The sequence below is a fragment of the Antarcticimicrobium sediminis genome (assembly GCF_004348975.1).
In the GTDB taxonomy this organism is placed as follows: Bacteria; Pseudomonadota; Alphaproteobacteria; order Rhodobacterales; family Rhodobacteraceae; genus Antarcticimicrobium; species Antarcticimicrobium sediminis.
Genome location: NZ_SMFP01000010.1, coordinates 32,012 through 57,683 on the forward strand (window position 1 = coordinate 32,012; position 25,672 = coordinate 57,683).

Here is a 25,672-nt window from a genome sequence, read left to right on the forward strand (position 1 = left end):
GAAATCGCCCTCGCCCGGATATCGGGCGGGGGCAGCTTTTTCCGAGGGGCGCCCGACTTGCTGACCTATCTCATCCGACGTCTGATCCTTGTCCTGCCGGTGGCTTTGGGCGTGTCGATCATCTGTTTTCTGCTGGTCCAGATCGCCCCCGGCGATCCGCTGACCGCCATCATGCCGGTGGATGCCACGGCCGAGGAACAGGACGCCATGCGCGCCGCCTATGGCCTGGATAAGCCGCTGCCGGTGCAATACGCGATCTGGATCGGCAACCTGATTCAGGGCGACATGGGCCGCTCGATTGCCACCGGGCGCCCGGTCGCCGGCGAGGTCTTCGGCGCGGTCAAGAACTCGCTGCTGCTGGCCGTCAGCGCCGCGGTCATCGCCTTTCCGATAGGCACCGCCCTTGGCTTTTTGGCCGGTTATTTCCGTGACACCTGGGTTGATCGCGCGGTGACGGCGGTGTCGATCGCCGGCGTCTCGGTGCCGAACTACTGGCTGGGCATCGTGCTGGTCATCATCTTTTCGGTCAACCTCAGCTGGCTGCCCTCGATGGGCGCCGGGCCGGGCGGCTCTCAGGACTGGTCGTGGGACTGGTTGCACATGCGCCACCTGGTCCTGCCCGCAGTGACGCTGGCGGTGGTGCCGATCGGCATCGTCGCGCGCACCGTGCGCGCCCTCGCCGGAGACATCCTGAACCAGGATTTCGTCGATGCCCTCTACGCCAAGGGCATGAGCCGCTTTGACGTGCTGCGCCACGTGGCCCGCAACGCCGCCGCGACCGCGCTGTCGGTGATGGGGCTGCAACTGGGCTATCTGTTGGGCGGTTCGATCCTGATCGAGACCGTGTTCAACTGGCCCGGCTCGGGGTTCCTGCTGTCGAATGCCATCTTCCAGCGCGACCTGCCGCTGTTGCAGGGCACCATTCTGGTGCTGGCGCTGTTCTTCGTGGCGATGAACCTGATCGTCGATGTGGTCCAGGCCGCCATCGACCCCCGCATCCAGAGGACCTGACCCATGGCTGTGGTTGAAACCGATCCCACCGATCCCCGTGCCGCCCCCGACATGGCCGTGGCTAAGCCGCAGGGCTACTGGTCCGGCGTGATGTCGCGGCTGGTCCGAGATCCGGTGACGATGCTTTGTGCCGGCGTCGTGCTGGCGCTGATCCTGGCGGCGATCTTTGCGCCCTTCCTCGGGTTGGGCGATCCCTACAAGGGCTCGATGATCGCCCGGCTTAAGCCGTTGGGCACAGCGGGCCATATCCTTGGCACCGACGAGCAGGGCCGCGACATGCTGGTCCGGCTGATTTATGGCGGGCGGCTGACGCTGTTCATCGGGTTGGTGCCGGTGGTGCTGGCCTTCTTCATCGGCTCGGCGCTGGGGATCACCGCGGGCTATGTCGGCGGGCTGACCAACACGCTGATCATGCGCACGGTGGACGTGTTCTTTGCCTTCCCCTCGGTGCTGCTGGCAATCGCCATTTCCGGCGCGCTGGGGGCGGGGATCACGAATTCCCTGGTCTCGCTGACGATCGTCTTCGTGCCGCCGATCACCCGCGTTGCCGAGGCCGTCACCTCGGGGGTGCGCAAGCTCGATTATATCGACGCCGCCCGCGCCACAGGGGCCAGCGCCTGGACGGTGATCCGGGTGCATGTGATCGGCAATGTGCTGTCGCCGATTTTTGTCTATGCAAGCTCGCTGACCAGCGTCTGCATGATCCTTGCTGCTGGCCTGTCGTTCCTTGGCATCGGTGTGCGCCCACCCGAACCCGAGTGGGGCCTGATGCTGAACACGCTGCGCTCTGCGATCTACGTCAACCCGTGGTTGTCGGCGCTGCCCGGCGTGATGATCTTTGTCACCTCGCTGTGCCTGAACCTGCTGAGCGATGGTCTGAGGAGTGCGATGAATGTCCGTGACTGACACCTATACCCCCGTTCCCGACACCGGCGGCCCGGCGCAGCCGCTGATCTCGGTGCGCGGGTTGCAAAAGCACTTTCCCATCAAGGGCGGCATCCTGGGCCGGATGCAGGGCAAGGTGCAGGCGGTCGATGGCGTCTCCTTCGAGGTCAAGAAGGGCGAGACCCTGGGCATCGTCGGAGAATCCGGCTGCGGCAAGTCCACCACCGCCAAGCTGCTGATCGGCCTGATCGAAAAGGACAAGGGCGAGATCATCTTTGACGGTCACGCGCTTGGCGAACGGCTGTCGCTGAAGGATCTGCGCCGCGGTGTGCAGATGGTCTTTCAAGATAGCTACGCGACGCTGAATCCGCGGCTGACGATCCTTGACTCGGTGGCATTTGGCGCGCGGGTGCAGGGGTTGGACGATCCCGACGATCTGGCGCGCAAGATGATGGACCGGGTCGGGCTCGACCCGAACCGCTTTGCCCATCGCTACCCACACGAGCTGTCCGGCGGTCAGCGTCAAAGGGTCAATATCGCCCGCGCCTTGGCAATGTCTCCGCGTCTGGTGGTGCTGGACGAGGCGGTCTCGGCGCTGGACAAATCGGTCGAGGCGCAGGTGTTGAACCTGCTCAGCGACCTGCGCGAAGAATTCGGGCTGACCTATGTCTTCATCAGCCACGACTTGAACGTGGTGCGCTATATCTCGGACCGTATTCTGGTGATGTATCTGGGCGAGGTGGTCGAGGTCGCGCCGGTGGACAGCATATGGAGCGAGCAGGCGCATCCCTACACCCGCTCGCTGTTCTCGGCGATGCCGGCGATGGACCCGGACGAGCGCACCGAGGAGCCGCCGCTGGCGGGCGACCCACCGAACCCGATCAACCCGCCCTCGGGCTGCCGGTTCCACACCCGCTGCCGCTTTGCCAGCGCGGTCTGCAAGGAACGCGCGCCAAATCTGGCCGGGCTGACGCGGCGCGGTGATCACCTGGTCGCCTGCCACCTGTATGACGCCGGGTCCGGCCATCCCAAGGCCGGGCAGGGGGTGCCGAAATGATCCAGTCGACAGCGCGCCGCGCGATGAAAAAGGTCTGCCGGACCACCCCGCAAACCGTCCCCCAAGCCACCCCGAAGTAGGAGGAGGACCAATGACCAAGCTGGTCGATATCCAGAACCTCAACGTGTGCTTCAAGGGCAAGCGCACGGTGCACGCGTTGAACGACGTCTCGCTGGCGATGGAGCAGGGCGAGACGCTGGCGCTTCTGGGCGAAAGCGGCTCTGGCAAGTCGGTGACGCTGAAGACGCTGCTCGGGCTGCTGCCGCCGAAACGCACGCAGATCGACGGCAAGATCGCGGTCAACGGCATTGATGTCATGTCGTTGCGCGGAAAGGCGCTGCAACGCTATCGCGGCGGCGAGGTCTCGATGGTGTTTCAGGAACCGGCGCTGGCGCTGGACCCGGTCTATACCGTCGGCCACCAGATTGCCGAGGCTGTGATGCGCCACAAGGGCGTGAACAAGGCCGAGGCGATGTCCACGGCGCTCGACATGCTGGACCGGGTGCGCATCCCCTCCGCCAACCGGCGTCTGCATACCTATCCGCACGAGCTGTCCGGCGGCATGCGGCAGCGGGTGATGATCGCGCTGGCGCTGGCCTGTCGTCCGCGCCTGCTGCTGGCGGATGAGCCGACCACCGCGCTGGACGCAACGGTGCAGATCCAGATCCTGCTGCTGCTGCGCGAGTTGCAGAAAGAGTTCGGCATGGGGGTGATTTTTGTCACCCACGACATCGGCGTCGCGGTGGAAATTTCCGAGCGGATCGCGGTGATGTACGCCGGTCAGATCATCGAGGAGGGCACCACGCGCGAGATCATCCGCGATGCCCGCCATCCCTATACCCGGGGGCTGCTGGCGGCGAACCTGCATGATGTCGCCCGGGGCGAGAGGCTGAACGCCATCCCGGGGGCGCCGCCAGCGCTGGAGGTGCGGCCCGAAAGCTGCCCCTTTGCGCCGCGCTGCCCGGTCGCCATGGCCGAATGCCGCGCCGCGCTGCCGCCGGTCTTTCACCCCTCCGATCGCCGCCGCGTCGCCTGCCTGCGCGCCGCCGAGCCCATCGCAGCGGAGTAACCTGTGCCGATCGGGCCGCGCGGCGCCGACCTGCCGCTGATCCGGCTGGCGTTGTCGCTGGTCGAGGTCGAAGCGGTGCCCGAATGGCACCGCGCCCTTCTCTACGACGCGCGAATCAATAGGCCAACAGAATCCGTTGGACAGGCTGAAACGGTCCATCTGGTAAAAGAGACTGACCGATCCGAGGCTTTCGCATTGCCTGTTTCGGCGCGCCTCACCAGAACGGGAAACGCAAGGGGAAATTCAGGGAAATCAAGTCCGTAGTACTACGTAAAGCCCGTGGTTTGGTGAACCAAGCTACTTGTTTCTGCCAGAATCGGCGATATTGTCGCGGCGAAGAGGGAGGGTTGCGATGTTGTTTCAATTCATCGACCGAATAAATGAGGTCGTCGGTAGGATCGTCTCGATTGTGGCGATCATATTCGGGGCGATCATCATCTATGACGTTTTCATGCGCTATGCGCTGAACGATCCGACCCGCTGGGCCTTCGACGTTACCAGACAGCTTTATGGCTTTTATTTCGTCATGCTCGGGGGATATGCGCTTCGTCATCAGGCGCATGTGCGGGTCGATCTGATCACAGAGATGCTCGCGGCGACGCCACGGCGCTGGGTGGAAGCAGCCGGATATGTGATCTTCTTCTTCCCCTTCGCTTGGGTTTTCATGACCCGGTCCTATGAATTCGGGATGCGATCCTATGCGCAGGGCGAGACCACCTATGGCTCGGTGCAGCTGCCGGTCTATCCGTTGAAGATGGCCATGGCCTTGGCGGCGGCCCTGCTGCTTTTGCAAGGGATCTCGGAATTCCTCAAACTCGTTCTTAACCGTCAGGAGACGCCCAGTGACGCCTGAAATCATCGCATTGTGCATGTTCGGCCTGCTGCTGCTGGGTCTGTTCATGGGGCATCCGCTGTCCTTTGTGCTTGGCGGCACCGCCGTTCTGGGGGCGCTGATCGCTGGCAAGCCGATGGTGCTGGGGATCGTGATCAACCGGATTTTCGGCGATGTGCTGAATAACTTTACGCTGATCGCTATTCCGCTCTTTATTCTAATGGCGCGATTCCTGTCCGACTCTGGCGTGACCGACAAGATGTTCGAGTCGTTGCGGCTGCTGTTGTCGAACGTGCGCGGTGGGCTGGCGCTGGCCGTGGTGTTCATTTCGATCCTGCTGGCCGCCACCACCGGGATCATCGGGGCCTCGATCACCGTGATGGGGGTGATGGCGCTGCGCCCGATGCTGCAATACGGCTATAGCCCGACCCTGACGACCGGGGTGATCGCGGCCTCAGGCTGCCTTGGCATTCTCATTCCGCCGTCGATCATGCTGATCCTGATGGCCAGCTATTCCCCCCTGTCCGTGGGCGAGCTGTTTGCCGGTGCCATGGTTCCCGGGGTGGTGCTGGGCCTGCTCTATGCGGTCTGGGTGTTCATTGTCGCGGTGGTGCGCCCTGACATGGCCCCGGCGGTAGAGCCGGACGAGAAAATCAGCAAACCGGCGCTGATGCGGATGCTGGCTATCGAAGCAGTGCCGCCGCTGGTGCTGATCCTCGGCATTCTCGGTTCGCTGCTGGCCGGGATCGCGACCGCGACCGAAGCCTCGGCCATCGGGGCGGCGCTGGCGCTGGTCATCGTGATCATGCGGCGCAAGTTCAGCTGGTCCAACTTCTACGGTGCGATGCTGGAAACCGGGCGGACCTCGGCGATGATCCTGTTCATCGTGGTCGGTGCGACCGCCTTTACCGGGGTGTTCAATATCACCGGCGGGTTGCGCGCCACGCAAGAGATCATCCGGAACCTCGATATGGCGCCTTGGCTGCTGATCGCGATGATGATGTTCATCGTCTTCATTCTGGGCGCCTTTCTGGACTGGACCGGGATCGTCCTGTTGTCGTTCCCGATCTTCCTGCCCATCGTGCAAGAGATGGACGTCAGCTTGCTGTGGTTCGTCGTCTTGATGTCGGTCGTGCTGCAGACCTCGTTCCTGACGCCACCGTTCGGATATGCGCTGTTCTATCTGCGCGCCATCGCGCCCAGATCGGTGAAAACGTCTCAGATCATCATCGGTGTTCTGCCCTTCATCGGGCTGATCCTGATGATGTGCGTGGCGATCGCCCTGTTCCCGCAGCTGGTCACCTGGCTGCCCGAAACGCTTTATTCCAAGTAACCTGAGGAGGATGTGTAATGACGATTAAGACAAATGTAATGGCGGGCCTCGCACTGGCTGCCGGGATTGCAACGCAGTCTGCGGCCCAGGACAGCTGGACCATGACCACCACTTGGCCGACCTCGCTCGAGCTGATCGAGATGGACAAGCATTTCGTCGAGCTGGCCAACAAGCTGACCGGGGATGATCTGACCATCGAATTCTTTGAAGGCGGCGCGCTTGTTCCCGCTGGTGAAGTCTTTGGGGCGGTTGAATCCGGCACCATTCAGGCCGGGGCAGACTGGCCGGGTTACTGGGCTGGCCGCAACTCCGCATTCTCGCCGCTGGCAACCACGGCGAGCCTGTTCAACGCGGTCGACTACGTCAACTGGATCGAACAGTGGGGTGGTGCGGATCTTTATAACGAGATCTATGGCAAGTTCGGCATGGTTTACCTGCCCTATGGCGTGACCAACAACGAATCCGGCTTCCGCACCAACGAAAAGATCGTCACGCTGGACGACCTCAAAGGCAAACGCTTGCGCCTTTCCGGTCTGGAGCAAGGCCGTCTGTTGGAAAAACTGGGCGGCAGCCAAGTGTCCATGGCCGGTGGCGAAATCTATCAGTCGCTGGAACGTGGTGTGATCGACGGGGCCGAATTCTCGACCCCCAACGTCGACTTCTCCGGCGGCTTCCAGCAGGTCACCAAGTATTGGGCGACACCGGGCTGGCACCAGTCCGCGTCGATCTTTGGCGTGATGATCAACAAGGCGTCCTGGGATGCCCTGTCGCCGGAAACGCAGGACGATCTGAAGGTCGCGGCACAAGCCAACCTGATCTGGTCGCTGTCCTTTACCGAAAAACGGGCCACCGAAGCTTACCAGCAGTTCATTGACGCCGGGATCGAGATCACGCGCTATGATGACGCGACCCTCGCCAAGGTGCAGGAAATGGCCAACGTCGTGATCGAGGAGACCGCTTGCGAAAACCCCGATTCCGCAAAGGTCTATCTGAGCCAGCTCGAGTATCTGGCGGATTACGCCAAATGGCGTGACGCCTCGGCCCCGTTCAACCTGGGCCGGACGCCGAACGGCCCGGATATCGAAAAGATCCGCGCCTGCGCGAACTGATCCAGACTTTTTGATCCAAACACGGAAAGGCCCGCTGGTTCAGCGGGCCTTTTCTTTATCTGATGGGTGATGTCTGATGCGGCCTTGGCCCTATCGCTGCCCCGCGTTAGCTGCCCTGCTCTGGCGGATAGGTCAGGCGGGTCATCTGGAACATCTCACCGCCCGCCTTGTACCAGCCGCTGCCATGCATCCGCGCAATCAGATCCAGCGCCGGGGTGTCCACATGGCCCCGCTCGGCATCCAGCAGAAAGCGGTCGGCGATATGGATCGCGACCACCCGACCGATCACGACCATCTGTTTTGGCCCGGTCATCACGGCGCTGAGCAATCGGCATTCAAACGACACCGGCGCTTGCGCCAGTCGCGGTGGCGCGACAAGGGACGACGGCATGGTGTCCAGCCCGGCAAGCGTCACCTCGCTGACGTCGCGCGGGGCATCTATCGCGGTCGTGTTCATCTGCTCGGCCATGTCGCGCGCCACCAGATTGACCACGAATTCGCCACTGGCCGAGATATTCTCGGCGGTGTCCTTCAGCCCCTTCACGGGATCGCGCAACAGGCCCAGCGCCACGGTGGGCGGCTCATGCCCCATGACGTTGAAAAAGCTGTAGGGCGCGGCATTGTCCACGCCTGCCACCGACCGCGTGGTGACCCATGCGATCGGGCGCGGCGTGACCGTCGCTGTCAGCAGCTTGTAGACGAAAGCCTCGGGGTGCGCGGCGCAGTCGTAAAACATGGCGCGCCGCTCAGCCGCGTAAGCCGCCGGTCTCGGCGGGGCCGGCGGCGATCACCGGGTTGCGCAAGGTGCCGATCCCCTCAATGCCCGCCTCGATCACATCGCCGGGCCACAGCCATTCCTGCGGATCACGCCCCGCGCCGACTCCTTCGGGCGTGCCGGTCGCGATGATATCGCCGGGCTCAAGCGTGATGCCGTGGCTCAGGTCCGCGATCAGGGCGGGGATCTTGAAATACATATGCCGGGTGTTCGAACGTTGCTTTTCCACCCCGTTGACGGTCAGCCACAGGTCAAGCCCGTGCGGGTTGTCGATCTCATCCGCCGTCACGATCATCGGGCCGAACGGCGCATAGCTGTCCATCCCCTTGGAATAGATCCACTGGCCCGCCCGGCGGTTGTCGCGGGCCGAGATGTCGATCATCACCGAATAGCCCCAGACATGATCCATCGCCGCGCCTTCGCTGACCTTGGTGGCGCGGTTGCCGATGATCACCGCCAGTTCCACCTCCCAATCGAGTTGCCGGGTCATGGTGATGTCGTGCTGCACCGGTGCGCCGGGGCCGGTCACGGCGGTTGGCGGCTTGGAGAAAATCACCGGCTCGCTCGGCATTTCCTTGGCGGTATCCAGCGCGCGGCTCGATTCCTCCACATGCTCGGCATAGTTCAACCCGATGCCAAAGATGTTCTTGCGCGGGCGCGGGATCGGCGCCAGCAGGGTGACATTGGCCAGCGGCCGCGCCGTGCCCATCGGCCAGAGGTTGCTTTGATCATACAGCATCGCCTGCAGCGCCTCGAGGCCGGGGCGGCCAAGATCGATCAACGCCAGCATTGTGGCGGGCAGGGGCTGGCCAATAGCCGCGCCAAGCGCCGCAACATCCACCACGATATCGTCCAGCACGACACCAAGGCGACCCGCGTCATCGGCGGCGGCGCGATGTCAGAGCCCAGCACAAGGCGATCATGGATGCCGCGCAGCGGGACGCGGATCGGGCGGCGGATCTGCTGGCGGCGCATTACCGCGAAACCGGGCGATTTCTAGAACAGGTTTTGCACGACGCGGAGATCGCCACGTCCTGACCTGCAGCCCGGATGTGTCCCCGCCCCGAATGCACCGGGGCAGGGGGCTTCGCGTCAGGTGCGGCGCTGGGCAAAGATCATGATCAGCGCCAGCCCACTGGACACCAGCATCAGCAACAGCGACACCGCGTTGAGCAAGGGGGTGGACCCCTCTTTCAGCCGGTCGAACATGGCAATCGTCAGCGGCGCGTCCGAGCCCACCAGCATCAGCGTGGTGTTGAAATTCTCAAAACTCATCAGGAAGGCCACCACAAAGGCCCCGATCATCGCCGGCATCAGATAGGGCAGGGTGACCGTGCGCACGGCGGTCAGCCGGTTCGCTCCGAGGTTCAGCGCGGCTTCTTCCAGCGTCTGGTCGAACTTCTGCAACCGCGCCGCGATCACCAGCGTCGAGATGGTGGCGACAAACGAGAATTGCCCAAGGATCACCAGTGTCAGACCGGGGCGCAGCGCGTCCACATCCCATTGCGCCAGATCCCACAGCCCTTCGGCCGCGCGGCTGGAAGCGACAAGGATCGAAATGCCCAGAACGATCCCCGGGATCACCAGCGGCAGCAACATGAGAACATAAAGCACCCCCTGCCCGGGGAAGCGGTAGCGGTTGAACAGGAAGGCGTTGGACAGCCCGACGCCGACCGACAGGATCGACACGAAAACGGCAACGAACGCCGAGGTGCCGATCGAGCGCAGGATGGGGCGTTCGTTAAACACGCCGATCATCGGCCGCTCTGCGCCAAAGAACCAGTTCCAGGTGAACCCCTCCCACGGCAGCGACGGGAACTGGCTGTCGTTGAAGGCGAACACCGCGACCACCACCAGCGGCAGCGCAAGAAAGATGAAGAACAGCGCGATATAGGCCGTGTAACTGGCCGTGAGAAAGCGGGATTGGGGAATCGAGGGGATCATTTGTACAGGTTCCTCAGCCCATTGTCTTTTCTAGCGACTGGCCGGTCAGCTTGAGCATGCCCCAGACGATGGTCGAGGACAGGATCAGCAGCATAAAGCCAAACGCCGCGCCCAACTCCCAGTTGAAGCGGACGATGAACTGGGAATAGATCAGCTCTGTGAACCACAGGCTGTCCTTGCCGCCCAGCATGGTCGGCGTCAGATAATTTCCAAGGCTCAGCATGAACACCACGATGCAGCCCGACACGATGCCCGGCATGGCGTGCGGGATCACGATCTCGCGCAGCACGCTCAGCCCGTTGCCGCCCAGATCATAGCCCGCCTCGATCACCTCGTCCGGCAGGCTTTCCAACGTCGTGACCAGCGGCACCACCATGAACAGCATCGAGGTATAGACCAGCCCGACCATGATCGCGGCGTCGTTGTACAGCAGCTCGACCGGGCCATCGGTCAGGTTCAGGTATTGCAGCAGCTTGGAGATGACGCCGGTTTCGCGCAGCAGGATCATCCAGCCGAAGGTGCGCACAAGTTCCGACACCCAGAACGGCACCAGACACAGCAGGAACAACGCCGAGCGTACCCGCCCGCGCGCCATCTTGGCGATGTAGTAGGAGACCGGAAAGGCGATCAGCAGGGTGATCGCGGTGGCCATGATCGACATCACCGCCGTGCGCACAAAGGTGCGCAGATACAGCGGTTCGCTGAAAAAGGTAAAATAGTTGGCAAGGCTGGTCTGATATTGCCCGACGCCGATACGTTCGCGCAGCGACACCAGCAGCATGTCCACATGCGGGATCAAGATCAGCAGCGTCAGCCACAGCAGCAGCGGCGACAGCAGCAGGAACAGCCCCAGTTTCGCTTGCGTGCGCATTCAGTGCCCTCCGGCGGCGAAACAATTGCCCTGCGCACCGGACCAGCCGATCTGCACCTCGGCACCCCGGGCGAGCCCGGCGAATTCGCCCGATTGCGGCAGGTTCACCTCGATCTCTTCGCGCCCTTCGGGGTCTTGCACGATGATCCGGCTGGCCGCGCCATTGAACAAAAGCGAGGTGACACGCCCGGTCATCCGGTTGTCGAAATGGTCCAGTTCTCCGGCGTCATGAGCGATCCGGATCGCTTCGGGGCGGACAAAGATCTGGGCCTTCTCACCGACACTCAGCACCCGTCCATGGCTAGCGCCGCGCAGCAGCAGCCCGCTGTCGGTGCGGATTTCAAGGCCGTCGCCATCGACCCGCGTGATCTCTCCGGCCCAGCGGTTGCTGTCGCCGACAAAGCCCGCGACAAAGGCGCTGTCGGGGCGATAGTACAGCTCGCGCCCGGTGCCGATCTGCTCGAACCGTCCATGGTTCATCACCGCGATCTGATCTGACATGACCAGCGCCTCGGACTGGTCGTGGGTGATATAGACGAATGTGGTGTCAAATGCCGCTTGCAGCGCCTTGAGCTCGACCTTCATCCGCTCGCGCAGCTTGAGGTCCAGCGCGCCCAAGGGTTCGTCCAGCAGCAGCACGTCGGGTTCCAGCACCATGCAGCGGGCGATCGCCACGCGCTGTTTCTGCCCGCCCGACAGCTCATCAACCTTGCGATTTCCGATGCCCGGCAGGCCGATGCGCTCCAGCGCTTCGTCGACCTTGCGGGCGATCTCGGGTTTGGGCAGCCCGTTGCGACGCAGCCCATAGCCGATATTCTCGGCGATGGTCATCATCGGGAACAGCGCCAGATGTTGGAATACCATGTTCACCGGGCGCTTGTTCGGCGGCGTGTTCAGGACCGAGCGATCCCGGATCTTTATGTCGCCGGAACTGGGATCAAGAAAGCCCGCGATCATGCGCATGATCGTGGTCTTGCCACAGCCCGAGGGCCCGAGGATGGAAAAGAACGAGCCCGGCGGCACATCGAACGAAACATTGTCCACCGCGGTCGTGGCGCCGAATTTCTTGACCAGGTTCAGGCATTCGAGATCTGGAGTCATGGGGTCTTCCGGAATTGAATATACGGCACCCGGGGTCTTGCCCGGGTGCCGCTGATTTGGGTGTGCTGTGATTTACTTGGCGGCTTTGACACGGTCCAGAACGCCACCCTCGATGGCCTCCAGCCCGGCCGGAACCGGCGGATACCACTTGATGTTGTCCAGCGCTTCGGCCGGGAAGCTGGCCTGATAGCGCACCTTCAGCGCCTCGTCGGCAAAGGCGTCGGCCCCCTTGGAAGCGGTAAAGTTGCCAGCGGCCTCGGTGATCATGGCGGCGATCTCGGGCTGCATCACGAAGTTGATCCAGGCATAGGCGGCGTCATCGGCGCGGCCCTTGGCAGGCAGCACAAAGGTGTCGACCCAACCCAACGCGCCCGAAGCCGGTGCGACAAAGGTGATGTCGGGCATGTCGGCGTTCAGCTTCCAGCCGCCGGTGTCCCAGGCCATCGAGGCCACGATCTCGCCCGAGCGCAGCAGGCCCATCAGCTCGTCACCGCCACCCCAATAGGTTTTGACGTTGGGTTTGCAGTCGACCAGCTTGGCCTCGACCTTGTCCATGACCGCCTTATAGGCGGCCTCGTCGCCATATGCGGCGAACGGGTCCAGCCCCATTGCAAAGGCAAAGCCGATCAGCGTCGGACGTTTCAGACGATAGGAGACCTTGCCCGCCACCTCGGCGTTGCACAGGTCGGTGTAATCCTTGACCGAAGGCGCCTTCTTGGTGTCGACCACAAGGCCCGAGGTGCCCCAGACATGCGGCACGCCATAGATTTCGCCGCCGACGGTGGTGTTGGCCTTGGTGGCCTCCAGCATCGAGGTGATGAACTGCGCGCTGTCGATCTTGCTCAGGTCGATCGGCTTGTAGATGCCGAACTCGGCCTGCGGGCCAGCGATGCGGTCCTGGCTGGGCTGGGCCAGATCAAAGCCGCCGCCGCCGGTGGCGCGCAGCTTGGCGATCATTTCTTCGTTGTTGGATTTGGTGACTTCGACGGTGTGGCCGGTTTCGGCCTCGAATTTGGCCACCACGTTTTCGGGGGCGTAGCCGCCCCAGGTCAGCAGGCGCAGGGTGTCAGCGGAGGCCGGTGTGGTGCCGCAGACAAAGGCAATCGTTAGGGCGGAGCAAACCGCCGAGGCAACATGTTTCATCGGTTTTTCCCAGTAAAACGTTTCGGATGAACTGTGCCGGAAGGATTGTGGAAAAATCCTTTTGTGTCAATGGGATAATAAAAAGTTCACATTGCGCGGCGAGCGGTTCAGGCCCGTGCCAGTGGGCTGGAACGGTGCGGGGCCCCGGTGCGCGGTCAGTGGTCGGGATTGGCGCGGAAAATCGGGGCATAGCAAGCTGAGTGTCCCGATATATCGCTTCTATGTCAAGATAGTGACAGATACGATTCGCGCTGAATAAATCTTTTCAGTTTCGGGTCTGGTTCGGCGGTCGTGGGCGGCAGTCAGAGGGCGGCAGTCAGAGGGCGAGCGTCGGGGGCGGGGTCCACAGACTGGCCCGCCCCTTTGCACCATGGTTGGGTCAGGTCGCCGGATATCCCGCCCCGGCCAGCGTGGCGGCGATGGCTGCGTCCGACAAGGCGCTGCGCACAGTTACAGTGTGGGCCGCAAGGTCACAGGTGATCGTTGCGGCGGGATCTGCCGCCTTGATCGCGGCTTCGATGGCCGCGGTGCAATGGCCGCAGCTCATATCCGGGATGGTAAAGGTCATGTCATTCGTTTCCTGCTTCGACTCTTCTGCGGCACACCTTGCCGGGATCCAGCGGGGGAAGGTCAAGCGCAGGATCGCACGCGGGGAAACTTTAGTGTTTACCCTTGACCCTCCAGTTACTGGAAGGGCTATGTCAGGCGCAGATCGACCGAACGGAGGCTCCAATGACCAGCACACACCATATCACCCTGTCGCTTCAGGGCATGTCCTGCGCCTCGTGCTCGGGCCGGGTTGACCGGGCGCTGGCCGCGTTGCCGGGGGTTTCTGATGTGGCGGTGAATCTCGCCGCCGAAACCGCGCAGATGAACGTCGATACCCCTGCCCGCGTGGGCGAGGTGGCGGTGGCGCTCGATACGCTTGGCTATCCGGCGCGGCGCGCGACGGTGACGCTGAACGTCGCGTCGATGTCCTGCGCCTCCTGCGTCGGGCGGGTGGATCGGGCGCTGGCAGGGCTGCCGGGGGTGCTGGAGGTCAATGTGAACCTCGCCTCCGAGACCGCCACCGTGACCTATCTGGAAGGGGCGATCGGGCCGGCCGAGCTGATCGCGGCTGCGACCGATATGGGCTATCCCGCCACCATCGCACAGCAGGACGCCGCCGAGGATCGCAGCGCGCGCAAAAATGCAGAGGCGCGCGAGAGTGCGAAAAAGGCGTTGATCGCCGCCGCTCTCGCCCTGCCGGTGTTCGTGATGGAAATGGGCGGGCATATGATCCCGGCGTTCCATCACCTGATCGCTGGCACAATCGGACAGCAGGTAAGCTGGATCGTGCAATTCATCCTGACCACCCTCGTGCTGGTCGGGCCGGGGCGGCTGTTTTACGCCAAGGGTATCCCGGCGCTGCTACGCGGGGCGCCCGACATGAATAGCCTTGTCGCGGTCGGCACCGGGGCGGCCTATCTCTATTCCGTCACGGCCACATTCCTGCCCGGCGTTTTGCCCGAGGCGGTGCGCGCGGTCTATTTCGAGGCGGCGGCGGTGATCGTCGTGCTGATCCTATTGGGCCGCTTTCTTGAGGCGCGGGCCAAGGGCCGCACGGGCGCGGCGATACAGGCGCTTCTGGGTCTGCAAGTGCGCACCGCGCGGGTGCTGCGCGAGGGCGGCGCGGTCGATGTCGCGGTCGAGGCGATCCGTCCCGGTGACATCCTGCTGGTGCGCCCCGGCGAGCGCATCGCGGTGGATGGCGAAGTGAGCGAGGGCACATCCTATCTGGATGAAAGCATGATCACGGGCGAGCCGCAGCCGGTGGCCAAAGCGGCGGGCGACAGCGTGACCGGCGGCACCGTGAACGGCAGCGGCAGTTTTCAGTTTCGCGCCACCCGGGTTGGGGCCGATACTACGCTGGCGCAGATCATCCGTATGGTCGAACAGGCGCAGGGGGCCAAGCTGCCGATTCAGGGGCTGGTCGACAAGATCACGCTGTGGTTCGTGCCTGCCGTCATGTCGGCGGCCCTGCTCACCGTGTTGATCTGGCTGGTCTTCGGTCCTGACCCGGCGCTGACACTGGCGCTGGTGGCGGGGGTGTCGGTGCTGATCATCGCCTGCCCCTGCGCCATGGGGCTGGCAACGCCGACCTCGATCATGGTGGGCACCGGACGCGCCGCCGAGATGGGGGTGCTGTTTCGCAAGGGCGATGCGCTGCAACAGCTGTCTGGCGTGACCATCGTGGCGCTGGACAAGACCGGCACCGTGACCGAGGGGCGGCCAGAGCTGACCGATCTGGTGCTGGCCGAAGGGTTTGAGCGCGCCGATCTGCTGGCATTGGTCGCGGCGGTCGAGGCGCGCTCGGAACATCCGATTGCCGAGGCGATCCTGCGCGCCGCCCGTGCCGAGGGGGTGCCGACGCTTGAGGCGGATCAGTTCACCTCGATCACCGGCTATGGTGTGCGCGCGCGGGTCGCCGGGCACGAGGTGCTGGTGGGGGCCGACCGGTTGATGGTGCGCGAGGGGGTCGAGACCGGCCCGCTTGCGGATCACGAGGCGCGGCTGGCGGCGCGCGGGCGCAGCGCGCTGTTCGCTGCCGTCGATGGGAGAATCGCGGCGGTGATCGCGGTGGCCGATCCGGTCAAATCAAGCAGTGCGGCAGCGGTCGCGGCCCTGCACAGGATGGGGCTCAAGGTGGCGATGATCACCGGCGACAAGCAGGCCACGGCACAGGCCATCGCGCGCGAGACCGGCATCGACACCGTGATCGCGGGCGTGTTGCCCGAGGGCAAGGTCGCGGCGCTGCAGGATCTGCGCGCGGGCGGCGCACGGTTGGCCTTTGTCGGTGACGGCATCAACGACGCCCCGGCGCTGGCCGATGCGGATGTCGGCATCGCCATCGGCACCGGAACCGACGTAGCCATCGAATCGGCCGATGTGGTGCTGATGTCGGGCGATCTGCGCGGCGTGGTGAACGCGGTTGAAATCTCGCGCGCGACGATGCGCAATATCCGCCAGAACCTGTTCTGGGCCTTTGGCTATAACACCGCGTTGATTCCGGTGGCGGCGGGGGTGCTGTACCCCGCCTTCGGGCTACTGCTGTCGCCGGTTCTGGCGGCGGGGGCGATGGCGCTGTCCTCGGTCTTTGTCCTGAGCAACGCGTTGCGATTGCGCCGGGTTCGCCCGGCAATGGTCGAGGGTACCGCCAAATCCGGCGTGGGGGCCGCGCCTGCGGCGGTCCCGGCTGAATAGAAAGGAGCCCCGCGATGAATATCGGTGACGTGTCCCGCCGGTCCGGCCTGCCGGCCAAGACCATCCGTTATTACGAAGAGATCGGGTTGATCCAGCCTGACCGCAGCCCGAACGGTTATCGCAGCTTCAGCGAGAGCGACCTGCACCGGTTGTCGTTTCTGGGCCGGGCGCGGGCGCTTGGCTTTGCGATCGAGGATTGCCGCTCTCTGTTGGCGCTTTACGCCGATGACAGCCGTGAAAGTGGGCAGGTCAAGCAGATCGCGCAGGACCATCTGCGCCGGATTGATGAGAAGATCGCACAGCTGCAGTCGATGCGCGCCACGCTGGCGCATCTGGTGTCCTGCTGCGCCGGAGACGATCGGCCCGATTGCCCGATTTTGGACGATCTGGGCGCGCTCTAAGCGGAGAGCGGCGAGGCGGGATAGGGTATTGGAATAGACCAAAGCGCCGCCCACAGGTTCCGCCCGGCCGCAGGACGGGCTGCGCCTGCCTGCCCCTCGGCGGGCGCATTCGCGCCAGCCCAGGCAGGCGAAACCCTTCTCGCATAGGAGCAACGGTTGGTCCGGGGGGCTCCGCCTATCCCTTACTTTCGCCGCATCGCGTCCTGCAAGGCCGCCCCCAGCGCACCGGTCTGTCCGCCGCTTTGGGCCCCACCCTTGGCGCCCCCCTTGGGGCCGGCCGACATCGGCCCGCGCGGCTTGCCCTTTGCGCCTCCGCCACGATTGGCGGTATCCGACCCACGCTCTGTGCGCTCGGCCTTGGCGCTGGCGCCGCCATCCTTGCGCATGGTCAGGGCGATCCGCTTGCGCGGCACGTCGACCTCGACCACCGTGACCTTGACCACCTGACCGGCCTTGACCACCTCGTGCGGGTCCTTGACGAAACGGTCGGCAAGCTGGCTGACATGCACCAGCCCGTCCTGATGCACGCCGATATCGACGAAGGCCCCAAAGGCGGCCACGTTGGTTACCGTGCCTTCCAGCACCATGCCCGGTTTCAGATCGGTGATTGCCTCGACCCCGTCAGCGAAATTGGCGGTCTTGAAGCTGGGGCGCGGGTCGCGGCCCGGTTTCTCCAGCTCGGTCAGGATATCGCGCACCGTGGGCAGGCCAAAGGTGTCATCGACGAACTGCTCGGCGCGGATGCCCTTCAGCGCGCCCTCATGGCCCATGATCTGGCGGATGTCGCGGCCACAGGCCGAGACGATGCGGCGCGCCACCGCATAGGCCTCCGGGTGGACCGAGGAGGCATCAAGCGGCTCCTTCCCGTCGCGGATGCGCAGGAACCCGGCGCATTGCTCGAACGCGCGCGGCCCCAGACGGGCGACCTTGAGCAGCTCCTTGCGGGATTTGAACGCACCGTTGAGATCGCGGTGGGTGACCACGGAGTCGGCCAGCCCCGGCCCAAGACCAGAGACATGCGACAGCAGCGGCGCCGAGGCGGTGTTCAGGTCGACCCCCACCGCGTTCACCACATCCTCGATCACCGCCTCCAGCGATTTGCCCAGCTTGTGCTGATCGACATCGTGCTGATACTGGCCGACGCCGATGCTTTTCGGCTCGATCTTGACCAGTTCGGCCAGCGGATCCTGCAGCCGCCGCGCAATCGACACCGCACCGCGCAGGCTGACGTCGAGATCGGGAAATTCCCGCGCCGCCAGTTCCGAGGCCGAATAGACCGAGGCGCCGGCCTCGCTCACCACCACCTTGGTCGGGGCTTTGACCGAGGCGGGCAGGTTCTGGATCACCTCGGCTACCATGCGCTCGGTCTCGCGGCTGGCGGTGCCGTTGCCGATCGCGATCAGATCGACCCCATGCTGGGTGATCATCTTGAGGATGCTCACCTGCGCGCCGCGCAGATCGTTCTTGGGCTGGAACGGATACAGCGTATCGGTCGCGATCAGCTTGCCGGTGGCATCGACCACCGCCGCCTTGACGCCGGTGCGGATGCCGGGATCAAGACCCAGCGTGGTCCGCGCCCCGGCGGGGGCGGCGAACAGCAGATCCTTGAGGTTGCGGGCAAACACCGCGATGGCCTCTTCCTGTGCCCGCGCCCGCAGATCGCCCATCAGGTCGACCATCATCGTCAGGCTCAGCTTCACCCGCCATGTCCAGCCGGCGATCTTGCGCAGCCATTGATCGCCCGGTTGTTCGGTCCGGGTCCCGAGGTAAGATGCGACAATCGCCTCGGCCCGCGCCGCGCCGGTTTCGGGATCGGGCGCGATGTCCAGCGTCACGACGCCTTCTTTCTGCGCCCGCAGCATTGCCAGCGCCCGGTGTGACGGCACCTTGGACCACGGCTCCACATGATCGAAATAGTCCGAGAACTTGGCCCCCGCCTGCTCCTGCCCGGCGACCAGTTTCGAGGTCAGCCGCGCCTCGGCCTGCATGAAGGCGCGCAGATCGCCCAGCAGCGCCGCGTTCTCGGCCAGCCCTTCGGCGATGATGTCGCGCGCCCCGTTCAGTGCATCTTTGACTGTCGGTACCGCCTCGCTGATATAGCCTGCCGCGAGCGTCTCGGGCTCGGATGCGCGGTCGGCCCGGATCGCATCGGCCAGCGGCTCCAGCCCGTTTTCGCGCGCGATCATCGCCTTGGTGCGCCGCTTGGGCTTGTAGGGCAGATAGATGTCTTCAAGCTGCGCCTTGGTCTCGGCGCCGGTAATGGATTTCGCCAGATCCGCGGTCAGCTTGCCCTGATCCTTGATCGACCCCAGAATCGTTTCGCGCCGCGCTTCCAGTTCACGCAGATAGGCCAGCCGGTCCGACAGCGTGCGCAACTGGGTGTCGTCCAGCCCTCCGGTCGCCTCTTTGCGATAGCGCGCGACAAACGGCACGGTCGAGCCTTCGTCCAGCAGCTTGACCGCTGCCCCCACCTGTTCCGGGCGGGCGGCGATCTCGGTTGCGATGGTGCGGGCGATGCGGGCGGCGGTCTGCGGGGCAATGTCCAAGGGCGACTCCTGTTTTCTGTTCGGGCGATCCGTTTGGGACGATCCTTTTGCCCGGTTCCGAGGTCCCCGCCAAGGGCCGATCTGGCCCGGGATCGGCGGCCTGTCGCCACCGCGCGCCGGGGCTTGGGGGGGGCGCGGGACACATGTTTGCGCCAACTGGGGCAAATTGCGCAGGCGCAGTCGATTGATTACCCGCGCGCGGTGGGCTAGAGGGGGCGGCAAAGCCGGGCCGCCGCAGCACGTCGCGCCGCGCATCGCCCGCAGCATTTCCGCCCCGGCGCGCGCGCCCGCGCGCCCATACATTTCAGTTCCCACGCCACCTGACTGGCAAAAAAAGGTACCACACACATGGCAGACAGTTCCAAGCCCGACATTCTGTATACCATCGTAGACGAAGCGCCCGAACTGGCCAGCGCCTCGCTGCTGCCGATCATCCGGACCTTTGCCGGGGCGGCGGGAATCAACGTTGGCACCAAGGACATCTCGCTTGCCGCGCGCATCCTCGCCACCTTCCCCGAGAAGCTGACCGAGGCACAGCGCCAGTCCAACGATCTGGCCGAACTGGGCGAACTGGTGAAATCGCCCGACGCCAACGTGATCAAGCTGCCCAACATCTCGGCCTCGGTGCCGCAGCTCACCGCCGCAGTCAAAGAACTGCAGGCGCAAGGCTATGACATCCCCGACTATCCCGAAACGCCGACTACCGACGCGGAAAAAGCTGTCCGTGCCCGGTTCGACGCGATCAAGGGCTCGGCCGTGAACCCGGTCCTGCGCGAAGGCAACTCTGATCGCCGCGCCGCCAAGGCGGTCAAATCCTATGCCCAGAACAACCCGCACCGCATGGGCGCGTGGGCATCCGACAGCAAGACGCATGTCTCCTCGATGTCGGGCAATGACTTCTACTCCAACGAGGTGGCTGCAACCCTGACCGCCGATCAGGCCGGTCCGGCCAAGATCGAATTCGTCGGCAAGGATGGCACCACCACCGTGCTCAAGGACAACTGGCCCCTGATCGAGGGCGAGGTCGTTGACGCCACCTTCATGTCGGCCAAGGCGCTGGACGCCTTCCTGACGGACCAGATCGAAGCCACCAAGAAGGACGGCATTCTGTTCTCGATCCACCTCAAGGCGACGATGATGAAGGTCTCTGACCCGATCATCTTCGGCCATGCGGTCAAAGCCTGGCTGGCCCCGGTGTTCGAGAAATTCGGCGACGAGATGGCGGCGCTGGGCGTCAACCCGAACTCGGGTCTTGGCGACGTGCTGGAGCGGGTCAAGGGCAACGCCGAGATCATGGCCGCGATCGAGGCCTGCACTGCCGAACGTCCCGCCATGTTCATGGTGAACTCGGACAAAGGCATCACCAACCTGCATGTGCCCTCGGACGTGATCATCGACGCCTCGATGCCGGCGCTGATCCGCGCGGGCGGCAAGGGCTGGGGCCCGGATGGCAAAGAGGGCGACAGCAACTGCGTCATCCCCGACGATTGCTATGCGCCGATCTATGACGAGGCGATCAACTTTTTCAAAGCCAATGGCGCACTGAACCCGACCACAGTCGGCACCGTGCAGAACGTCGGCCTGATGGCCCAGAAGGCCGAGGAATACGGCTCGCACCCCACCACCTTTGAAGTGCCCGCCGATGGCACCATCCGCATCGTTCTGGCCAATGGCGATGTGCTGCATGCGCTTGACGTCGAGGCCGGCGACATCTGGCGCGCCAGCACCGCGAAAAAGGCCCCGATCGAGAACTGGATCCAGCTCGCCATCGACCGCCAGCGTCTGACCGGCGTTCAGGCGATCTTCTGGCTGGACGAGAACCGCGGCCATGACGCCGAGGTGATCAAATACGTGAAAGCGGCGCTGGACGCGGCCGGTGTCGCCGACAAGTTCGCGATCATGGCCCCGCGCGAAGCCACCCGTGCCTCGCTGGAGACCATCACGGCGGGCAAGGACAGCATCGCCATCACCGGCAACGTGCTGCGCGATTACCTGACCGACCTGTTCCCGATTCTGGAACTGGGCACCTCGGCCAAGATGCTGTCGATCGTCAAACTGATGAACGGCGGCGGCATGTTTGAAACCGGCGCCGGCGGCTCGGCTCCGAAACACGTGCAGCAGCTGCTGGAAGAAAACCACCTGCGTTGGGATTCCACCGGTGAATTCTGCGCGCTGAGCGAATCGCTGAACTTCCTTGCCGATGTTCGAGGCAACGCCAAGGCCGCCGTGCTGGGCGCCGCCGCCGAGGTTGCGACTCAGGGTATTCTGGATCAGGGCCGCTCGCCCTCGCGCAAGGTCGGAGAGCCGGACAACCGCGCCAGCCACTACTGGTTCGCCCGCTACTGGGCCGAGGCACTGGCAGCGCAGCAAGACGACGCCGATCTGGCCGCACACTTCAAACCGATCGCCGAGGCGCTGGCCGCCAAGGAGACCGAAATCCTCGACCAACTGGCCGCAGTGCAGGGGAAACCGGTGGATCTGGGCGGCTACTACCACGCCGACCGGGCCCGGACCGCTGAGGTGATGCGCCCCAGCGCCGCGCTGAACGCCATCATCGGTTAAGGCCATCATCGGCCAAGACGGCCCCTAAATCGCGACAGGATGCGCCCGGAGAGGAAACTCTCCGGGCGTTTTCCGTTTGTTGACCTGCCTCGCCCTGCTGTCGCCCCGGACAACACGCGTCTGTAGGGCGAGGCGACGTCAATTGGGGCGAGGACCCGGTTGAACGGCAACGGGCCGCAACAGGGTCTTCCCGCAAGGAGGGCAATCAAAGTGGGGGGCAGGCAAACCCAGACGCGCAAACGCGTTTCGATTCAGCCGTTTGCTGGATCGGGGGGCGAATTGGAATTGCTGGATTGGATAGGATTTGGTGGAGCCTAGGGGGATCGAACCCCTGACCTCTTGCATGCCATGCAAGCGCTCTCCCAGCTGAGCTAAGGCCCCGTCGCCGTTTCCGGCGGTGTGCGCGTCATTTACGGAACGCCGCTGCGATGTTCAAGCGAAAAAACCTACGGCTGCGCAGGATTTTCCGTCAGGCGTCGCGGGGGGCGAGCATCGCATGCCCGCCCGCCCGCATTCAGGTGTCGTAATCAGCTGTCGTCGTCGTCCGCAGGGACGTCGGCGATTTCGTCAAGCGAGACGGTGTCGTCATCGTCTTCGTCTTCCAGCACGTCATCGCCCAGATCGACATCCGTCGTGTCGTCATCGTCCAGCACCACGTCTTCGTCATCGGTGGCCTTGCTTTTTGCCTTGGCCGTTACTGCGTCCTCGGCGTCGGCGGCGATCATCCGGCTCTTGCCGGTGTCAACTTGTACGACCTCGCCCGTGTAGGGGCTGATGATCGGATCTTTGTTCAGGTCGTAAAACCGTTTGCCGGTGGTCGGGCAAACGCGCTTTACACCCCATTCTGCCTTGGGCATGTGAAATCCCCTCGATATTCTGAAATCTGATGAGTCGTGTCGACGATTCAGTGCACGTGCCATATGAGATAGAGACTGTCAAAGCCTTTGCGAACGGATCACAGCGCCCATGGCCGACCATTTCCTGCCCGGCCCGCCCGTGGTGCCCCTGACCCTGCGCCGTTCGACGCAGGCGCGGCGCATCAGTTTGCGGATTTCCCAGCTTGATGGGCGGGTCACGCTGACCCTGCCGCGCGGCGTGCCCGAGGCCGAGGCGCTGGACTTTGCGCAGACCAAAGAAAGTTGGATTCGCAGCCATCTGGCAGCGCGACAAGGTGATGTCATGGTGGCCCCCGGCGCAGAGTTGCCGGTCGAGGGGGTGACTCGTCGCATCATTGCCGGGCCGGGCCGGGGGGTGCGCCTTGCTGCGGATGCCATCGCGGTGCCGGAAGGGCAGGCGGCGCGGCGGTTGCAATCCTGGCTGCGCGAACTGGCGCGCGACCGGCTGGTCGGGGCCGCCGACAGCTATGCCCGCGCGCTTGGGCGCGACTATACCCGCATCACTCTGCGCGACACCCGCTCGCGCTGGGGGTCGTGTTCGTCCCAAGGCGCGCTGATGTTCTCGTGGCGGCTGGTCTTGGCGCCGCCAGAGGTGCTGCGCTATGTCGCCGCGCATGAGGTGGCGCATCTGGCCGAGATGAACCATTCCGCCGCGTTCTGGACCGTGGTCGAGCGGCTGCATGGGCCCTATGAGGCCCCGCGCCACTGGCTGCGGGAGCAGGGGGCAGGTCTGCATCGGTTTCGCTTTTCCGGCTGAGCTGCGCTGACGGCTTGACCGTCCGGTGTTTTGTGATCACATGAGGGGATGATGATCCAGCAACGCCCCCCCGTCGATGCGGCCTCTGCCGCCCATGATCGTGTTTACCGCACCCTGCGCACGCGCATCATGCATGGCGAGATCGGCCCCGGCGCATCGTTGACCCTGCGGGGTATCGGGCGCGAGTTCGGGGTGTCGATGACCCCCGCTCGCGAGGCGATGCGGCGGCTGGTGGCCGAGGGGGCGCTGCAACTGTCGAACTCGGGCCGCGCCTCGACCCCCGATCTCAGTCAGGACCGGATCGAGGAACTGGCGGCGTTGCGCGCGCTGCTCGAGGTCGAACTGGCCAGCCGTGCCTTGCCACGCGCCCATATGGCGCTGATCGAACGGATGCACAGTATCAACATGGTGATCGCCGAGCAGGTGCAGAAACGCGATGCGGTCGGCTATATCCGCACCAATCTGGAATTTCACCGCGCGCTGTACCTGCGCGCACAGGCCCCTGCGATGCTGGCCATGGCCGAAACCGTCTGGTTGCAGCTTGGGCCGACCATGCGCGCGCTCTACGGGCGGCTGCGCCGGACCGAGGCGCCGCAGTATCACCGGCTGATCCTCGCCGCGCTCAAGGCCGGAGACGAGCCGGGGCTGCGTCTGGCGGTGCGCTCGGACGTGACCCAGGGGCTGAAGCTGCTGACGCGCTAGCACCGCGTCCTATCGCCTGCGTACCGCGGGTCTTGCCGGGCTTGCGGCAGAGCTTTCGACAGGGCTGGCGGCGGGGTAGGGGGCATCGGCGAAATTTTGAGTAATTCAACAAAGAAGAACCGCAGGGGCGCGCGCCCGGTTGGGCGGGCCAGCGTTTTGCGCTAGCTTGCGGCAAAACGAGACGAGGAGGCAGAGCAGATGCATATTTCGCGACGTGTGGCAGGCTTCGGGCTGGCGGCAACGATCTTGACCGCCTGCACCGGGGGCGGCTCGCAACCGGCGGCCCCGGCGCGGATGCGGGCAGTGCCCAATCCGGGCTTTGACGCCTGGGTCGAAGGCTTTCGCGGTCGGGCGGCGGCGCAGGGCCTTGATCCGCAGGGGCTGAGCCGGGCGTTTCGCGGCGCGGGCTATCTGCCCGACGTGATCGAGCGCGACCGCAACCAGACCGAATTTACCCGCAGCCTTGAGGATTACATCGCCATCGCCGCCTCGGACGAGCGGGTCGAGACCGGGCGCGCCATGCTGCGCCGCCACGGCGCGCTGCTGTCCCGGATCGAGGCGCAATATGGCGTCGAATCGCGCGTCGTGCTGGCGATCTGGGGGTTGGAAAGCCGCTATGGCGCGCGGCGCGGCGACGTGCCGGTAATTTCGGCGCTGGCGACGCTGGCCTATGATGGCCGCCGGGGCGCGTTCTTTGAAAAGCAGCTGATCGCCGCCCTGCGCATCCTTCAACGGGGCGATATCACCCCGGACCGCATGACCGGCAGCTGGGCCGGTGCCATGGGCCATACCCAGTTCATCCCGACCTCATATCAAGCCTATGCGGTGGATTTCACCGGCGACGGGCGGCGCGACATCTGGTCCGACGATCCCGCCGACGCGCTGGCCTCGGCGGCGGCTTACCTGTCGCGCTCAGGCTGGCGCAAGGGGCAGCCCTGGGGGCTGGAGGTGGCGCTGCCTGCGGGCTTTGATATTGGCCAGACCGGGCGCGGCACCAGTCGCAGCGCCGGGCAGTGGGCGGCGCTGGGCGTGCGGTCGGCATCGGGCGGCGCGCTGCCCGATCACGGGCCCGCCTCGGTGCTGGCCCCGGCCGGGGTGGGGGCACCGGCGTTTCTGGTGTTCCGCAACTTTTCGGTGATCCTGCGCTATAACAACTCCGAGAAATACGGCATCGGCATCGGCCATCTTTCTGACCGGATCGCTGGCGGGGCGCCGCTGCGCGGCAGCTTCCCGCCCGATGCGCAGGGGATGACGCTGGCCGACCGCAAGGCGTTGCAGGCGCGGCTGACCCGCGCGGGCTATGATACCAAGGGGGCGGACGGGGTGATCGGCGACAATACCACTAGCGCGATCACCGTCTATCAGCGCGCCAAGGGGCTGGCGGTCACCGGACAGCCATCAAAGGCGCTGCTGCGCCATCTTGGGGGGTAAAAAG

22 protein-coding genes and 1 tRNA gene are annotated in these 25,672 nt (G+C 64.5%); 13 read left to right on the forward strand and 10 right to left on the reverse strand.

From position 1 onward, the window contains the following. The first annotated feature begins 57 nt into the window (after positions 1-57). From E1B25_RS14870 to dctP, 7 genes are all read left to right on the forward strand, one after another. Entirely contained in the window at positions 58-1,011 is a 954-nt protein-coding gene (locus tag E1B25_RS14870) for an ABC transporter permease (protein ID WP_132830311.1), read from the forward strand. Between the two features lie 3 nt (positions 1,012-1,014). Beyond that, entirely contained in the window at positions 1,015-1,917 is a 903-nt protein-coding gene (locus E1B25_RS14875; protein ID WP_280960251.1) for an ABC transporter permease, read from the forward strand. Continuing rightward, positions 1,904-2,953 carry an ABC transporter ATP-binding protein gene (locus E1B25_RS14880; RefSeq protein ID WP_132830312.1) on the forward strand — a complete coding sequence of 350 codons (1,050 nt, stop codon included), beginning with the start codon at positions 1,904-1,906 and terminating at the stop codon, positions 2,951-2,953. Before E1B25_RS14875 ends, E1B25_RS14880 begins: the two co-directional genes overlap by 14 nt. 91 nt (positions 2,954-3,044) lie before the next feature. After that, positions 3,045-4,022 (forward strand): ABC transporter ATP-binding protein, encoded by a 978-nt coding sequence (locus E1B25_RS14885; RefSeq protein WP_132830313.1) that lies wholly within the window; start codon positions 3,045-3,047, stop codon positions 4,020-4,022. Positions 4,023-4,374: 352 nt separating this feature from the next. Next, positions 4,375-4,875: a TRAP transporter small permease subunit gene (locus E1B25_RS14890; RefSeq protein ID WP_132830314.1), complete on the forward strand. Its 501-nt coding sequence runs from the start codon at positions 4,375-4,377 to the stop codon at positions 4,873-4,875. A gap of 16 nt (positions 4,876-4,891) precedes the next feature. After that, entirely contained in the window at positions 4,892-6,187 is a 1,296-nt protein-coding gene (locus E1B25_RS14895; RefSeq protein ID WP_132830445.1) for a TRAP transporter large permease, read from the forward strand. A gap of 17 nt (positions 6,188-6,204) precedes the next feature. Beyond that, entirely contained in the window at positions 6,205-7,296 is a 1,092-nt protein-coding gene (gene dctP / locus E1B25_RS14900) for a TRAP transporter substrate-binding protein DctP (protein WP_132830315.1), read from the forward strand. A 106-nt stretch (positions 7,297-7,402) separates the two neighbouring features. Here dctP and E1B25_RS14905 read toward each other — a convergent pair whose 3' ends face one another. The 7 genes from E1B25_RS14905 to E1B25_RS14935 form a co-directional block, all read right to left on the reverse strand. Then, the gene (locus tag E1B25_RS14905) at positions 7,403-8,032 is read right to left on the reverse strand and encodes a flavin reductase family protein (protein WP_132830316.1); all 630 of its coding nucleotides are present in this window, start codon (positions 8,030-8,032) and stop codon (positions 7,403-7,405) included. A gap of 10 nt (positions 8,033-8,042) precedes the next feature. Then, complete coding sequence (locus tag E1B25_RS14910) at positions 8,043-8,930, reverse strand: fumarylacetoacetate hydrolase family protein (RefSeq protein ID WP_132830317.1); 888 nt, start codon at positions 8,928-8,930, stop codon at positions 8,043-8,045. A 233-nt stretch (positions 8,931-9,163) separates the two neighbouring features. After that, positions 9,164-10,015, reverse strand: coding sequence for an ABC transporter permease (locus tag E1B25_RS14915; RefSeq protein WP_132830318.1), 852 nt, complete (start codon positions 10,013-10,015; stop codon positions 9,164-9,166). A gap of 13 nt (positions 10,016-10,028) precedes the next feature. Then, the gene (locus E1B25_RS14920; RefSeq protein WP_132830319.1) at positions 10,029-10,886 is read right to left on the reverse strand and encodes an ABC transporter permease; all 858 of its coding nucleotides are present in this window, start codon (positions 10,884-10,886) and stop codon (positions 10,029-10,031) included. Beyond that, positions 10,887-11,987, reverse strand: a complete 1,101-nt coding sequence (locus E1B25_RS14925; RefSeq protein ID WP_132830320.1) for an ABC transporter ATP-binding protein — start codon at positions 11,985-11,987, stop codon at positions 10,887-10,889. It lies immediately after the preceding gene. 72 nt (positions 11,988-12,059) lie between these two features. After that, positions 12,060-13,130 carry an extracellular solute-binding protein gene (locus tag E1B25_RS14930; protein ID WP_132830321.1) on the reverse strand — a complete coding sequence of 357 codons (1,071 nt, stop codon included), beginning with the start codon at positions 13,128-13,130 and terminating at the stop codon, positions 12,060-12,062. 379 nt (positions 13,131-13,509) lie between these two features. Beyond that, a complete protein-coding gene (locus tag E1B25_RS14935; RefSeq protein ID WP_132830322.1) occupies positions 13,510-13,698 on the reverse strand; it encodes a cation transporter in 189 nt (62 codons plus the stop codon). 164 nt (positions 13,699-13,862) lie between these two features. Here E1B25_RS14935 and E1B25_RS14940 point away from each other — a divergent pair, with 164 nt between their 5' ends. Further along, positions 13,863-16,373 carry a heavy metal translocating P-type ATPase gene (locus E1B25_RS14940; RefSeq protein ID WP_132830323.1) on the forward strand — a complete coding sequence of 837 codons (2,511 nt, stop codon included), beginning with the start codon at positions 13,863-13,865 and terminating at the stop codon, positions 16,371-16,373. 14 nt (positions 16,374-16,387) lie between these two features. Then, positions 16,388-16,774: a Cu(I)-responsive transcriptional regulator gene (gene cueR, locus E1B25_RS14945; RefSeq protein WP_132830324.1), complete on the forward strand. Its 387-nt coding sequence runs from the start codon at positions 16,388-16,390 to the stop codon at positions 16,772-16,774. 182 nt (positions 16,775-16,956) lie between these two features. On the opposite strand, the gene E1B25_RS14950 is transcribed toward cueR, so the two are convergent. After that, a complete protein-coding gene (locus E1B25_RS14950) occupies positions 16,957-19,320 on the reverse strand; it encodes a Tex family protein (RefSeq protein WP_206338557.1) in 2,364 nt (787 codons plus the stop codon). 348 nt (positions 19,321-19,668) lie between these two features. On the opposite strand from E1B25_RS14950, the gene E1B25_RS14955 reads away from it, so the two are divergent. Further along, entirely contained in the window at positions 19,669-21,882 is a 2,214-nt protein-coding gene (locus E1B25_RS14955; RefSeq protein WP_132830325.1) for an NADP-dependent isocitrate dehydrogenase, read from the forward strand. Between the two features lie 305 nt (positions 21,883-22,187). Here the strand turns inward: E1B25_RS14955 and E1B25_RS14960 are convergent. Both E1B25_RS14960 and E1B25_RS14965 read right to left on the reverse strand, forming a co-directional pair. Continuing rightward, positions 22,188-22,263, reverse strand: a tRNA-Ala gene (locus tag E1B25_RS14960). 146 nt (positions 22,264-22,409) lie between these two features. Continuing rightward, positions 22,410-22,739, reverse strand: coding sequence for a TIGR02300 family protein (locus tag E1B25_RS14965; protein WP_132830326.1), 330 nt, complete (start codon positions 22,737-22,739; stop codon positions 22,410-22,412). A 109-nt stretch (positions 22,740-22,848) separates the two neighbouring features. Here E1B25_RS14965 and E1B25_RS14970 point away from each other — a divergent pair, with 109 nt between their 5' ends. From E1B25_RS14970 to E1B25_RS14980, 3 genes are all read left to right on the forward strand, one after another. Next, a complete protein-coding gene (locus E1B25_RS14970; RefSeq protein ID WP_132830327.1) occupies positions 22,849-23,535 on the forward strand; it encodes a M48 family metallopeptidase in 687 nt (228 codons plus the stop codon). Between the two features lie 48 nt (positions 23,536-23,583). Further along, positions 23,584-24,237: a GntR family transcriptional regulator gene (locus E1B25_RS14975; RefSeq protein WP_425358938.1), complete on the forward strand. Its 654-nt coding sequence runs from the start codon at positions 23,584-23,586 to the stop codon at positions 24,235-24,237. Positions 24,238-24,435: 198 nt separating this feature from the next. Continuing rightward, on the forward strand, positions 24,436-25,668 hold the full coding sequence (locus E1B25_RS14980) for a lytic murein transglycosylase (protein WP_132830329.1): 1,233 nt from the start codon (positions 24,436-24,438) through the stop codon (positions 25,666-25,668). Positions 25,669-25,672: the final 4 nt, after the last annotated feature.

Coding starts and splice junctions, on each gene's coding strand:
- E1B25_RS14875 (WP_280960251.1), top strand. CDS start 1,015: ATGGCTGTGGTTGAAACCGATCCCACCGATCCCCGTGCCGCCCCCGAC.
- E1B25_RS14880 (WP_132830312.1), top strand. CDS start 1,904: ATGTCCGTGACTGACACCTATACCCCCGTTCCCGACACCGGCGGCCCG.
- E1B25_RS14885 (WP_132830313.1), top strand. CDS start 3,045: ATGACCAAGCTGGTCGATATCCAGAACCTCAACGTGTGCTTCAAGGGC.
- E1B25_RS14890 (WP_132830314.1), top strand. CDS start 4,375: ATGTTGTTTCAATTCATCGACCGAATAAATGAGGTCGTCGGTAGGATC.
- E1B25_RS14895 (WP_132830445.1), top strand. CDS start 4,892: ATGTTCGGCCTGCTGCTGCTGGGTCTGTTCATGGGGCATCCGCTGTCC.
- dctP (WP_132830315.1), top strand. CDS start 6,205: ATGACGATTAAGACAAATGTAATGGCGGGCCTCGCACTGGCTGCCGGG.
- E1B25_RS14905 (WP_132830316.1), bottom strand. CDS start 8,032: ATGTTTTACGACTGCGCCGCGCACCCCGAGGCTTTCGTCTACAAGCTG.
- E1B25_RS14915 (WP_132830318.1), bottom strand. CDS start 10,015: ATGATCCCCTCGATTCCCCAATCCCGCTTTCTCACGGCCAGTTACACG.
- E1B25_RS14920 (WP_132830319.1), bottom strand. CDS start 10,886: ATGCGCACGCAAGCGAAACTGGGGCTGTTCCTGCTGCTGTCGCCGCTG.
- E1B25_RS14925 (WP_132830320.1), bottom strand. CDS start 11,987: ATGACTCCAGATCTCGAATGCCTGAACCTGGTCAAGAAATTCGGCGCC.
- E1B25_RS14930 (WP_132830321.1), bottom strand. CDS start 13,130: ATGAAACATGTTGCCTCGGCGGTTTGCTCCGCCCTAACGATTGCCTTT.
- E1B25_RS14935 (WP_132830322.1), bottom strand. CDS start 13,698: ATGACCTTTACCATCCCGGATATGAGCTGCGGCCATTGCACCGCGGCC.
- E1B25_RS14940 (WP_132830323.1), top strand. CDS start 13,863: ATGACCAGCACACACCATATCACCCTGTCGCTTCAGGGCATGTCCTGC.
- cueR (WP_132830324.1), top strand. CDS start 16,388: ATGAATATCGGTGACGTGTCCCGCCGGTCCGGCCTGCCGGCCAAGACC.
- E1B25_RS14955 (WP_132830325.1), top strand. CDS start 19,669: ATGGCAGACAGTTCCAAGCCCGACATTCTGTATACCATCGTAGACGAA.
- E1B25_RS14965 (WP_132830326.1), bottom strand. CDS start 22,739: ATGCCCAAGGCAGAATGGGGTGTAAAGCGCGTTTGCCCGACCACCGGC.
- E1B25_RS14970 (WP_132830327.1), top strand. CDS start 22,849: ATGGCCGACCATTTCCTGCCCGGCCCGCCCGTGGTGCCCCTGACCCTG.
- E1B25_RS14975 (WP_425358938.1), top strand. CDS start 23,584: ATGATGATCCAGCAACGCCCCCCCGTCGATGCGGCCTCTGCCGCCCAT.
- E1B25_RS14980 (WP_132830329.1), top strand. CDS start 24,436: ATGCATATTTCGCGACGTGTGGCAGGCTTCGGGCTGGCGGCAACGATC.